This window comes from Planctobacterium sp. AWM4_229 (assembly GCF_056160305.1).
Genome location: NZ_JBSWWX010000001.1, coordinates 1 through 12,644 on the forward strand (window position 1 = coordinate 1; position 12,644 = coordinate 12,644).

Consider the following 12,644-nt stretch of genomic DNA (forward strand, 5'->3'; position numbering starts at 1 on the left):
GACCAGGGCTTACCTTTCGATAATCTTGCTAAAAACGATTTGCTTGATGGTGATTGTCAGCCAAATAGCCGGATAGCTGTACTTTTGTCCTGGAATAAAAGGGGGCGAAATAAAAGGGGGCGTAGTGAAATTAAACCCAAATTAAACCCAAACCTGTCCTCCGGTACAGTATCTATTCCCCTTAACGCGCCCTTTTTACGCTGAATAAACCTAGTTCCCCAGAGGAATTGTCAGAATCGGCGCAGCTTGTTGAACAGAGCCCGATTGCAAAGCAAATATCTGTGTTAACAGGCTAAATGTTGATTTGCTGGCTGAATCACTATCATCAATGTAAAACCAATTGTTGCGATAAAATACCGCAACATTCGAATTTTCCGGCTTTTCGATGGAACTGTGAATTCTGAATAAATCTTTAGTGACTCGCGCTTCGTCAAAAACAGTCCCATGCTCATCATTGCGCAAAGGGACACGCCGCTGTTGAAGGTCAGAGTCTGGAACTTCTACTGACTGGGACAGGAAAAACATAATACTATCAAAGGACCGGGCCTGAATCGTAAGTACATCTTTATTTTCGGTTTCTATAGCATTCATTAAAGGCAACACAGTCAAATCAGGAGCAAAACTCAATATTTTGGAAAGACGCATGAAAGCAGGGTGCTTGTGTGCCTCTTTTTTAAATTGCAGTACGATTTGTTGTGACACTGGATCTTTAGCGCCAGCCACTAAATTTGCCAGTTCCAACTCTCGCAAGGCATATACAACCTCGATGAATGTCTTATGGGATTGCGTGTTAACGGTAAAATCTCGTTGATTGGTTTGATAACTATTTTCAAGATTGTTGATGCGCTCAAGACAGGTACGCAATATTCGACTAATTGGCCAGCCTGAATTGCTCAGTAAGATCAGTGTTTCGGCATTAACGGGAGTTAAAATTCGCTCAACAAAGTCTTTTCCCCGCAGAGGTCGGTAAGTTACCGTGGGCCTTTCCTCAATGGCAACTCGGTTATTTAGAGATTCATTGCTGCCAAGCCCAGGTATCCAGTTGAATCCCGGTTGAATCGAAGCAGAATAGGAGAATTGAGTCGTAACGGTATCGGCTTCTAAAAAGTACATGCGATCTCTGTAGCGCAAACGAACTATGTTTAGCAGCATTTGTTCATCTTCTGTGGCGCGCAATGACTGGTTGTAATCAGAGCGACTTGTCTGCAATGCCTGAGGACCAAAATGAACACAGCCAGATGTTAAAAAAGCGATGAATATTAATAATAATATTGTCTGGTTAGGTTGTTTCATTAAGGCTCTTATTCTTGCTTAGCTATTTATAAACATAGCGCAACGTTGAAAAATATTCTTTGCACTATTTAATAGCCTTAGCGATAGCGGGCATAAATTCGTTCTATTTCTCCGTCGCTGATCATCTGCAGCAACGCAGCGTTCATAACTGGAAGTATAGACTTTTTCTTGGGATGAACACGCATCATAACATCGCGTTTGTCCACGACATTGCCAATTTGTAAGTGTCTATACTCTGGCATTTCCTTTTGGAAATAGAGGATGGTATTGAGTCCCACAAATACGTGTTTGAATCGATCTTTTAACAACTGTTGTAGTAGATTAGTTTGAGACACATTATTAATGCGGATGATCATTTCAGAGCTGAACGCGGCATCGTAATCTGGGTAAGAGAAGCCTCGAACGATACCTACAATCTCATCCAGTAAATCACCGGGACCGTTTACTTCCTTATAATTGCCAGGGGAAAACACCACGACTTCTTCTGAAATTGCATAGGTTACTGAATATTCTCCCAGTACTTTCATATGACGACGCCAGTCGGGATGCACTCCTGGCTCAATATCAATATTGCCGGCATCAAACTCATGTAACGCTCGTGCTATGGGCATATAGACAAATTCAAATTTTAGATTTGTACGTTGCTCAATTCCGGCAAACACATCCAAAAAAACACCACGGGTTTCAGCATCATCAAAAATGACATAAGGAGGATTATTCGGCTCATAGAGCATTACCGAATAGTTTTCGCTGGCATCAATCTCAATTGACAAAACGACAATACAACTCAGCGCGATGAACTTAATTATTGTATAGGACATTTTTGAAGAACAGTTACACGATGACTTTCAGAGCATAGAAGAGCCTGTCTGGAAGTACCAGATTTTGATGTCGGTTTTAAAGCGTTGCTACGTGAATAAAACAATACTGAGCCTCACTGAATTCATTTTCATGCACGTAGCGCACGATTACTTTATTTCGTTATTGGACAGGGGATTCACAACATTAAAAAACCATGAGGATATGCAAGGTACTGAATTTATTAACTTAATAACAACTTGTGGGTAAATATCATATTTAACATAATATACATTATGGGAATATTTGATATTTTGTGGATAATCAGTTTATAGTTTGTTTTCCAGAATTTATTTGTAAGATCTGAAATGTCTCTGTTTGCCGTTATTGATGTTATCAGCAGTAATTTGGCGACTTAAAACAAAGGACTAAAAATGAGTAAGATGCCCGGACGTCCTTCAAACAACAAAGATGTACGTCAAAAATTATTGCAGCAAGCCAGGATATTATTTGCTGAAAAAGGCTATGCAAAAGTCACCACACGTATGATTGCCCTGGCAGCAAAAACTGATGCGGCCATGATCAGATATTACTTCGGCAGTAAGGAAAACTTGTTTAAAGCTGTGCTCAGGGAGACCGTGCAACCATTGCTTGCTAAAATCCGAGATGATAAATCAAGTGGACAAACGATATCGCCAGAAAAATTTATTTCTTTGTACTATTCATTGCTGTCTGAAGCACCAGAACTGCCCAAACTCATTTTTCGCTCCATACACGACCCAGATGCTGCTGAACACATTATCGTAAGCAATGTTTTTAGAGAACTGATGGCACATAAAGCAACGCAACTAAAAAGTAGTATCGAGAACAATAATAATATTTCAGCTAGCTTTGACCCGATACATGTCTTGATCTCTACGATTAGTCTTTCTGTATTTCCATTTTTGTTACCTGATGATCTCAAACTAGAGTTGGGAATCGTCATAAATAAACAGTTCTTGACTGAATTGAGTGAGCATCATGCGCTTTTATTAGAACATGGCATAGCAAATAAAGCTTCTGAGTAAGTACGAGTAAAAGAGCTGATTTTATTGGCGGTTCACTAGTACGCGTAACCATTCGTGAGCGTCTTTGCGAATGAAAAGTGAGGCAACCAATGCTTTTTCACGTTCTTTGCCTCACTTAAAGCAATCAACTTATTAAGCGTATGTGTTTACCGCTGGTAAGTTTTCATTTAATACTTGCCACGCTTGTTGATTTCCAGATGAATGTCCACTCTGGATTTGCTCAATCGCTGATTTCAAATCGTTGTTTTGCTCATCGTCTGTCTCTAGTGATTTCAATAAGCTGTCAAACGAACTGTTTTGTTGATAGCCAAAACCTGAAGAGCCGCCTGGCATTCCCATGGATTGAAATTGCTCCATACGCTGTTGTATGTGATCTTGCATAGCTTGCTGCTCATCAGCTGACAATTCACCGTTGCCATCTGTATCTGCTTTATCGAACATCTTATCGAAATTTGGTGGCGTGCGCCCTGCTCCCTCCATTGACTCTGTCAGCTCTGTTTTTGACAAAGCGCCATTACCATCGGTATCAGCTTGTTGAGCTCGTTCTTGCATTTTTTGCATCATCGCTTGAGGGTCGAAACCCGAAACTCCTGAAATTGAGTTCATTTTTTTCTCCTAACATGCGTTAATTCGCGATCTTTAAGAGCAATCTACGTTCCAAAAATTAAAAATGAAAAACCTAATAAACTCAGTGGGTTATATGTAAATTTAAGGTAAAGAAAATGAGGCGGAAAGAAGTGGTATTTAAATCGGTTTGTAGTGCCGTTTAGCGGCAATTTTTTGCCTCAACCAGGCGATTTTGAATGGCTCAACCTATACCTTTCAGGGCTGCATCCATTTCCGATAACATGGATATGAGGGTTTGCTCGCAGTAGTTAGCCCTTTTCAGAATATCTTTAACAGCTGCTTCAAGGTCAACGAGGTTTTTGCGACGCCGTTCTGAAAACATAAAACGGGCGGTGCCTGTGTAATAATCGCCTATTTGATTAAAGAAACTCCTGGTGAGAGCTACGCCCATGGTCGAGAAATCTTTGATGCCAAACTCATCTATTTCTAGCCAAATCTTAATGGATTCAGCAGCAAAATTAGTCACATCAAGAAATCCCGGGTTACTCAGATCCGCATCCGAGACAATTTTAGCTTCTCGCGAGCCAACCGTTCGGCGCACCAAACCATCTCTGTAGTCTATCGCGGTACTGTAAATACAGCAGGCGATAGCCTCTATCATTTTTTGATCGTAACCCAATTGGACAAGCTTATCGCGTGAGACATCAATACTGATCTGTTCGTGTTCCTGCCTCTCTACAATATTGCCGATATCATGTAAAGCGGCAGCCAGTCCAATGCGCTCATAAGCAGCATCGGTATAGGACATACCATCAACAATTGCCAGCTTTAAAGCGACGGACAATACCCCCTTTACCGGGTGAAAAGTGTGACATTCATTGTGGAAAAAGAGCTTCTTTAGCTTCTCTTCATCACTGCGTAAATAGCTTTTTGCAAATGCAACCACGTCGTGGAAAGCGTTTGATTGAGGTAAATACTTTCCATCTGCATAGTTGAATATATCTAACAGCATAAACTCATGCAGAGCTTGTTCAGGATCTTGATATTGAGAATGGAAGTCGCATGGCAAGAAGAAGCAGGTTTGCCTGTCTATCACTACTGGCCGAATTGGGTAAGGAATTTCGCCAAGCATCAGAAAACAATCAGTTGTACTTTGTTTTTTGAATTTAATCATAGGGTTAGCTTTTTAGATTAGCAACATTTTATTTACATACTGATTGCACATGGGGTATCGGAATTGCTCCAATCTAGTTGTTATTCTCAAAGGTTAAACAAGGTGAATCTAAAATGGTATTAACCGTTAATATTTGCTAATTTTATAGAATTGCAACAACGTGTTACTTGCCCTGACAAGATAGATAAAACGGATCTGTTCCATGTTCCAAATTGGTTGTTATAAAGTTTGTGAAAAATTATTCGAAAGTTCCGGCACAATAGTCTATCGAGCCCAAAACGCTGATTTTGAATCAAATGGTTTTCCGAAAAGTGTCATTCTCAAACAACTTAAGCAGGATTTTCCAACGTCAGAACAATTAGCTCGATTTCGCCGGGAATACGAACTTACCAAAAAACTGTCGGGCAAAGGGGTTATTCAAGCATTAGATCTCATTCGCCATGACAACAGTCTGGTCATGGTTTTGGAAGATTTTGACGGGGATTCTTTATCCAACGTTTATCGTGACCGTGCGATGCGCTTACCAGAGTTTTGGCGATTTGCGCTAAAGATAGTAGATTGTCTGGCGCTGGTCCATGGTGAGAAGGTTATCCACAAAGATATTAACCCTTCCAACATTTTACTCAATACGCAAACCCAGAAAATTAAACTCATCGATTTTGGCATATCAATTGAATTGGCATCGGAAAATATTGATGCTGAGAAGCCCGGTGTATTGAAGGGTACCCTCGCCTATATTTCTCCTGAGCAAACGGGGCGCATGAATCGTATATTGGATTATCGAACCGACTTCTATTCCCTTGGCATCACTTTTTACCAAATGCTCACCAATAAACTGCCATTTTCTGCAGATGATGCCATTGAATGGGTTCACTCACACATCGCGAAAATTCCACAATCTCCGCATGAACTCAATCCTCGTATACCCAAGCCCTTGTCTGCTCTGGTCATGAAGCTAATTGCCAAGAATGCCGAGGACCGTTACGTTACAATTGCAGGTTTGCGTCGCGATCTTGAGATATGTCGCCGTGAACACAGTACCACCGGTGACATTGGCCACTTTATATTAGGAGCAAACGATCATTCAGGAGAGCTGAATTTATCCCAAAAAATATACGGCCGTGAGCTTGAGATAGCCACCATGTTGGGGTTATACGAAAAAGTGGTAAGCGGTAAAAACGCCTTACTAACAGTTTCCGGAGCCTCTGGTATAGGTAAAACATCGCTTATCAGAGAAATTCAAAAACCAGTGGTGTCACGCCAGGGCTATTACACCGAAGGTAAATTTGACCAATTCGAACGCTCAACCCCCTACTCTGCAATTGTTCAGGCCTCTACCTCGTTAGTGCGCCAAATACTCACTGAATCACAGCATCAGATTGAGAGCTGGAAAACACGTTTACTTACGGCGCTAGAAGGGAACGGGCAGCTTGTTATTGACGTGATTCCGGAAATGAAACACATCATTGGCGAGCAACCTAAACTGGCAAATGTTCAGGGAACAGAATTAGAAAATCGATTCCATCGCACATTTCAACGTTTTATGCGGGCCGTATGCGATACCGAGCGACCCTTAGTTATTTTTCTTGACGACATGCAGTGGTGCGATTTACCTACACTTAAGCTGGTACAGGTTTTGTTAAACGATAGTCATATCAAACACCTGTACCTTGTTCTCACTTGGCGTGATAACGAGGTGAATGAAACTCACCCACTTTCTCAGGCTTTAGAAGAGCTAAAAAACACCCGAACTATCACCAATAATTTAAAGTTGAGTCCTCTCTCAGCTCAAGATATGAATCGTTTCATTTCCGATTCAACCGGCCTGGAAGTTCAGTCTTGTCGCCAACTTGCTTCATTGTGTTATGAAAAAACGCTAGGTAACCCTTTTTATTTAAATCAGTTTCTTTTGTCCTTATATGACGCCGGCCAAATTCGCTTTAGCCACGAACGCATGCAATGGACCTGGGATATCGCTACTTTAGTGGCCGCAGATAGTACTGACAACGTTATAGACTTAATGCTCAAAAAGATGACAGGGTTATCGGATGACGCCTTGGTTTTGTTGCAACGGGCCGCCTGTATAGGCAATCGTTTTGAGTTAGACACACTGGCAACTATCAGCGGTAGAACAGTACAGGAAGTGGCGAAACTGTTAATGGAAGCTTTGAAAGCGGGATTTTTAGTGCCCGTTGATGAAGCGTGGCAGTGGGCTCAATATCTCGATCCTGAAGCCGAAATGACTCACACCACCGCCATTAAAACCCGGGCGGAGTATCGTTTTTTGCATGATCGAGTGCAACAGGCGGCTTACACTTCCATGTCTGAGGATGAACGTAAACAGCTGCATATACAGATCGGTAGAAAGCTGAGCAAGCAATTAAGTGGTGGAGAACTTAGCGAACGAATATTTGAAGTGGTCAATCATTTTAATGTGGCTCGGGAATACATCAAAGACGATGAAGAGCGGCTCAATATCATTCATAAAAACCGACTTGCAGGACAAAAAGCACGAGCCAGTGCCGCTTTTTCTACCGCACAGTCTTATTTTACTATGGCAATAGATGCCATAACTGAACAAGATTGGAACAACAATGCCGATATCATTATCGGAATTTTCCTCGAGGCAGCCGAAGTCTGTTGTATCAACAATAGCTATCCGGAAATGGAAAACATTTTGGCGCAGCTGGAGAGCCGAACCGATGATAAGTTTGCACGTCTCAGCGCCATGAAAATCAGGATTTTGGCCTTAATTGCACAAAATCATTCAGATGAGGCGGTTAGTGTCGGACTCAAAGCCATATCGTTATTTGATATAACGCTACCCGGTGCACCGGATGATTTGGATGTCCAAGAGTCAATCTCTTCCACCCTGCTGGAATTGTCTAAAGTGTCGGACGACTGGATAATCAATCAAAATGACGCCACGGGGCCGGAAACGCAAATTGCCCTTGACGTACTCAATGTGTTTACTGCTGCTGCATTTCGAAGCCAGCCCATGTTATTTGCACTACTCGTGTGCAAAATGATACAGCTTTCATTGCGCGAAGGGAGTACTGGCACATCTTCATTTGCGTTTGCCACCCTTGGTATTCTGTTATGTGGTCTTGTAGGGGACGTGAAGAGTGGCATGCGCTACGCAGAGGTGGCCAAAAAGCTAAACCGTCGCTTCTCCGCCACAGATATTGAAGTTAAAAACGTATACGTTATTAAAACCTTTGTTGAAATCTGGCAGATACCTCTTAAAACCTCCATCATCGATCTGCGCAACAATTTCCAGTTGGCCCTGACCAGAGGGGATCTGGAGTATGCTGCAATGTCTGCGATGATGGAAAAAGTACACAGTTTTTACCAAGGGCAAAACCTTGCGGACCTTGGCCGTACTACTGAGTCTTATCTGGAAAGTATCGATGAGGCTGGACAGGAGGTGTTTCACCACTATGTTTGTATGTTGTCTCAAACTATCAATAATTTGCAAACCCAGAGTGACACCCCATGGCTACTTGAAGGCAGTCATTATCAAGAGAGTCGGCGCGTACCGATGCACGAAAGTGTGGGAGATCACACCGCGTTAGCAAAACTATTCAGCTTCAAGCAGTTTACCGCTTTTTTTGCCGAAGAATGGCAACTAGCGCAAACTTTTTCTGACAAGTTGGAGGCTCTCCTGCCAGGGGTTGTGTCTTCCATATACGTCCCACAATATTATTTTTACACAGCTTTGACCCTGATAATGAATCACAATGGACAGGAAGTGGTTAGCCAACAACTCGCCCTGCTCAAAGAGTATTCTGCAAAACTGGACTTTTGGGCGGACAATTGCAGGGCAAATTTCGGCAGTAAAGCCTTGCTCCTGAGAGCCGAAATATACCGCCTCACCAGCTCATTTGACCTGAAGAACATTAAACTCTACGAGAAAGCTATTAGTGTTGCCAGAGCTTCAGGGCAATTGCATGAAGAAGCACTTGGCAACGAGCTTCTGGCTCGCTTTTGGTTGAGATACGAAAAATCAGAGATTGCTCAAATATATCTGAGGCGCGCCTATCATTTATACGACTTGTGGGGATGTGAACTCAAAAAGGCAAAGCTTTCCCAAGGCTTCCAGCAATTATTAAACTTTGAAACTGTACAAAAGACTTGGGAGAAGACTCCCACAACAATCAACTCGGGATTTACACAAAATCAGGATCTTGATTTTAATTCGGTAATGAAAGCGTCGCAGGCGATATCTGGAGAAATCGTAAAAGAAAAGCTTATTCAAACCATGATGTTATTGGTGGTGGAAAACGCCGGAGCTCAAAATGCGACGCTATTGCTCAGGAACAAAGGGCTTTGGCAGTGGACGGCGAGTGCCAAAATGGAAGGTAAAAAAGTGGAGTTATTCGAGGATGACTTTAGTTTTATGACTGATGAGCGCTTGCCTTTACAAGTGTTGCAATATGTACTTCGCACGCAGAAAGCGTTGGCCATACACTACGCCACTGAAGATCCACTCTGTGCGCAGGATGCTTATGTCGTAAAATATCAACCAGAGTCGATACTATGCGTCCCCATCATGCATCGCAATGAAGTGACTGGTTTGCTTTACATGGAAAACAACTTGTTGCGCAACGCTTTTACTCCAGAAAGGATAGAGATTATTCAGCTACTGGCGTCACAAATGGTTATCTCCATGGACAACGCAACGCTATACGCAGAACTAGAAGCACGTGTTGCCGAGCGAACTCACAAATTGCACGAAGCCAATGAGAAACTGACGCTTTTGGCAACACTTGATTCTCTCACTGGTGCTTTTAACCGACGCCACTTCATTGAGGTGGCAAATACAGAAATGGCACGTAGTATGCGCTCAGGGCGTCCGTTAGGCATTCTGATGGTTGATATTGATCACTTTAAGGCCATTAATGATCGTTACGGTCATTCTGCCGGAGACGAAGCACTTAAAAAAGTCGTGAAAACCTGTATGGATACATTGCGTCCCGGCGATATATTCGGCCGCTTGGGTGGAGAAGAGTTTGCCATCATTTTACCCGATACAGATATCGATATGAGCGTAAACGTTGCAGAAAGGTTACGCAGCTCTGTAGAGCAGTTATCGATTGAAAGTCCACCACATCGTTTCTCAGTGACACTCAGTATTGGCGTGTGTAGTTACTCCGGAAACGATGACACTCTGGAACATTTATTACACATCGCCGACCAAGGTTTGTACAGAGCAAAACATGAAGGTCGCAACAAAGTTGTAGTTAGTGAAGGTTAACAACTTTGTTGTCATGTCACAGTATTCACATTATGGATTTTTTACCTACCGAATTCTTAAAAATCGAAGATTTTTTAAATTTTATTGTGCGAAATCACCTCTTGGCTTGTACATTTAAGGGAGGATTTAGACCAGATATAATAGTTTAAATGAAAAGAACCACGCTCTCGCTAGCGGTGATGTGTAGCTGTTTACACGCGCAGGAACAGGCGAACATTAGTACCGAAGTTGCACCTTCTGAAAAGCAACAGACTATTGAGAATATTACGGTATATGCTCAAAAGCGAGCACAAAACAGCAAGGATGTCAGTGTTGCCGTATCTGTATTGCACAGTGAAGTCTTGGAGCAGCTTGAATTAAAAGATACGACGCAGCTCTCGGCACAAATCCCCAATGTAAAAATTACTGCAAACACTGGTGAGGGGGCGCCACCCGTTGTCAATATTCGTGGTGTAGGTAGCCTTGATTACAATAATACAACCACTGCCCCGGTGGCTTTTTATGTGGACAACGTCGTGGGTGGTGCACTAAGCAACTCCTTGTTGTACTTGTTTGACATAGAACGAATTGAAGTTTTGAAAGGGCCCCAAGGCACACTTTTTGGTCGCAATACCACAGGTGGTGCGGTATTGATTACAACTGAAAAGCCTGAGTTTGGTACCGAAGGTTACGTTACGCTTGGAGCGGCCAATCAAGATCATCATAAAATTGAAGGGGTATTCAATAGCGCCCTAACCGAGCAAACAGCAATTCGGTTGGGTTTCAGTCAGCAAGATTATGATTACTCGTCCAATAATCTCGCTCCTGGTTATCCTCAGGCTGGAATGAAACAAGACAATTTTCGTTTGCAGTTAAGCCATCAATCCGAACAACTGGATGTGCTATTTAAACTGCATGGCGCCGACTGGGAAGGCAATGTCAAACCCGTCAGAAGTAAAGGTTACATCGCTGATTTAAGCACTGGGGAATTATGCCCGCCAGAATTAGCAGGCACTACTGCCTGCACCGATAACTTTGGCTTTAATGTCGGCAGCAATAATTTTCACGACGTTCGTTTGGATGACAAAAGTCCCCATACCACAGAGCGATTCGGTGGTAGTGTTGAGCTTAATTATCGAATTTCACAAGACAGTACGTTTAGCTCTATTACCAGTGTAAATCACCTGGAAAGACTTCACACGTTCAATTGTGATGCCAGCACGGCTCGTTTGTGTGATGGTGATTTGGGTGTAGACAATCAAACCATCACGCAAGAATTCCGCCTCAATCAACAGCTGGGGGAACACTACTTTATTGCCGGATTGTTTTATCTGGATGAAGCCATTGAGCAAGATAACCGCATCGACCTTTTCTATGACGCCAGGGCAGCCCTGGCAACTGGGCCCGCTCATTTTTATTATGACAATACAGTGGATACTCAGTCAGTTGGGGTATTCGGACAAATTGACTATCAGATTAATGAGCACTTCACTTTAACAACTGGATTAAGGTACACCAAAGAAGATATTGATTATGTGGCTACTTCAATCATCAATGTACCTGCTTTTGCAGGGGACTTTGATGGCGTCACAGTGCCTGGCTGGAATTTTCAAGGCGACATTGATGACAATGACATTTCTGGCAAGTTGGCTTTGGTGCAAAAGCTAAATGAACACACAAGTGTTTATTATAGTTTTAATCGCGGTTTTAAAAGCGGCGGTTACAATGGTGCCCTTGCCTTTTCGCCTGACGAAGCTCGGTTAGCAGAGTATGGACCTGAGTCGTTAAAAGCATGGGAAGTGGGTATGAAGACTCACATGAGCGACTTAAATCTTAATGTCTCCGCGTTTTATTACGATTATGATAATCAACAGGTGTTCATGAATCAGCAATCCTCTCAACAATTGGCAGCACCGGCACAGGTACTGGATAATGTTGGACATTCAATAATCTATGGTGCGGAACTGGATATCAGCTACACCCCAGATAATCACTGGCTATTTATGGCTGGTATTGGCTATTTGCCTGAAGCTAACCTGGATGAGTTTGTTGATATCAACGGAGAAATTATTCGAGACAACCGTCTTCCATTTAGTTCTGAGTGGAATCTAAATGGGTTGGCCAATTATCAAATGGATATATTTAATGGCACCTTGAGCTTGCAGCTGGAATTTGATCACCAGTCGGAGTTTTATTTTGAACAGAATCAAAACCCTTACGCTAAACAAGATGCTTACACCCTTTGGAACGGCAACGTAAGTTGGGCGTCTGAATCGTGGAAGGTCTCTTTGTGGGGTAAAAATTTGACGGATGAGGAGTACAGTCAAATCCACTTCGATATGGGGCCTTCTTTTGGCCTGCTGCAGGACCTGAAAGGCGAAGCTCGCCGCTACGGTGTAGAAGTCACCTACCTTTTTTAACAAAAAATTCCCGACAAAGTGCTGGTAAATTCATTCGCTTTTGCTACATTTTCTGCTGCAAGAGAAAAAAAATTCTTGCCGGATATACC

General features: G+C 42.6%; 8 protein-coding genes. 4 read left to right on the forward strand and 4 right to left on the reverse strand.

What is annotated here, in order from left to right; genetic code table 11:
- Positions 1-204, forward strand: a 204-nt coding sequence (locus ACXAGP_RS00005) for a hypothetical protein (protein WP_475258809.1), incomplete at its 5' end; no start/stop codon positions are given.
- A gap of 6 nt (positions 205-210) precedes the next feature.
- Here the strand turns inward: ACXAGP_RS00005 and ACXAGP_RS00010 are convergent.
- Together ACXAGP_RS00010 and ACXAGP_RS00015 are read right to left on the reverse strand one after the other, a co-directional pair.
- Positions 211-1,293, reverse strand: a complete 1,083-nt coding sequence (locus ACXAGP_RS00010) for a hypothetical protein (RefSeq protein WP_475258810.1) — start codon at positions 1,291-1,293, stop codon at positions 211-213.
- Positions 1,294-1,370: 77 nt separating this feature from the next.
- A complete protein-coding gene (locus tag ACXAGP_RS00015) occupies positions 1,371-2,114 on the reverse strand; it encodes a substrate-binding periplasmic protein (RefSeq protein ID WP_475258811.1) in 744 nt (247 codons plus the stop codon).
- Positions 2,115-2,525: 411 nt separating this feature from the next.
- On the opposite strand from ACXAGP_RS00015, the gene ACXAGP_RS00020 reads away from it, so the two are divergent.
- Positions 2,526-3,158 (forward strand): TetR/AcrR family transcriptional regulator, encoded by a 633-nt coding sequence (locus tag ACXAGP_RS00020; RefSeq protein WP_475258812.1) that lies wholly within the window; start codon positions 2,526-2,528, stop codon positions 3,156-3,158.
- 132 nt (positions 3,159-3,290) lie between these two features.
- On the opposite strand, the gene ACXAGP_RS00025 is transcribed toward ACXAGP_RS00020, so the two are convergent.
- Both ACXAGP_RS00025 and ACXAGP_RS00030 read right to left on the reverse strand, forming a co-directional pair.
- Complete coding sequence (locus tag ACXAGP_RS00025) at positions 3,291-3,764, reverse strand: EF-hand domain-containing protein (RefSeq protein ID WP_475258813.1); 474 nt, start codon at positions 3,762-3,764, stop codon at positions 3,291-3,293.
- A 202-nt stretch (positions 3,765-3,966) separates the two neighbouring features.
- Complete coding sequence (locus tag ACXAGP_RS00030) at positions 3,967-4,899, reverse strand: HD domain-containing protein (protein ID WP_475258814.1); 933 nt, start codon at positions 4,897-4,899, stop codon at positions 3,967-3,969.
- 202 nt (positions 4,900-5,101) lie between these two features.
- On the opposite strand from ACXAGP_RS00030, the gene ACXAGP_RS00035 reads away from it, so the two are divergent.
- Entirely contained in the window at positions 5,102-10,156 is a 5,055-nt protein-coding gene (locus ACXAGP_RS00035) for a diguanylate cyclase (protein ID WP_475258815.1), read from the forward strand.
- A gap of 149 nt (positions 10,157-10,305) precedes the next feature.
- Positions 10,306-12,555 (forward strand): TonB-dependent receptor, encoded by a 2,250-nt coding sequence (locus ACXAGP_RS00040; protein WP_475258816.1) that lies wholly within the window; start codon positions 10,306-10,308, stop codon positions 12,553-12,555.
- Positions 12,556-12,644: the final 89 nt, after the last annotated feature.

What these genes read in the sequence shown, in the direction of transcription:
- ACXAGP_RS00010 (WP_475258810.1), bottom strand. Translation starts at nt 1,293, where the DNA reads ATGAAACAACCTAACCAGACAATATTATTATTAATATTCATCGCTTTT.
- ACXAGP_RS00015 (WP_475258811.1), bottom strand. Translation starts at nt 2,114, where the DNA reads ATGTCCTATACAATAATTAAGTTCATCGCGCTGAGTTGTATTGTCGTT.
- ACXAGP_RS00020 (WP_475258812.1), top strand. Translation starts at nt 2,526, where the DNA reads ATGAGTAAGATGCCCGGACGTCCTTCAAACAACAAAGATGTACGTCAA.
- ACXAGP_RS00025 (WP_475258813.1), bottom strand. Translation starts at nt 3,764, where the DNA reads ATGAACTCAATTTCAGGAGTTTCGGGTTTCGACCCTCAAGCGATGATG.
- ACXAGP_RS00030 (WP_475258814.1), bottom strand. Translation starts at nt 4,899, where the DNA reads ATGATTAAATTCAAAAAACAAAGTACAACTGATTGTTTTCTGATGCTT.
- ACXAGP_RS00035 (WP_475258815.1), top strand. Translation starts at nt 5,102, where the DNA reads ATGTTCCAAATTGGTTGTTATAAAGTTTGTGAAAAATTATTCGAAAGT.
- ACXAGP_RS00040 (WP_475258816.1), top strand. Translation starts at nt 10,306, where the DNA reads ATGAAAAGAACCACGCTCTCGCTAGCGGTGATGTGTAGCTGTTTACAC.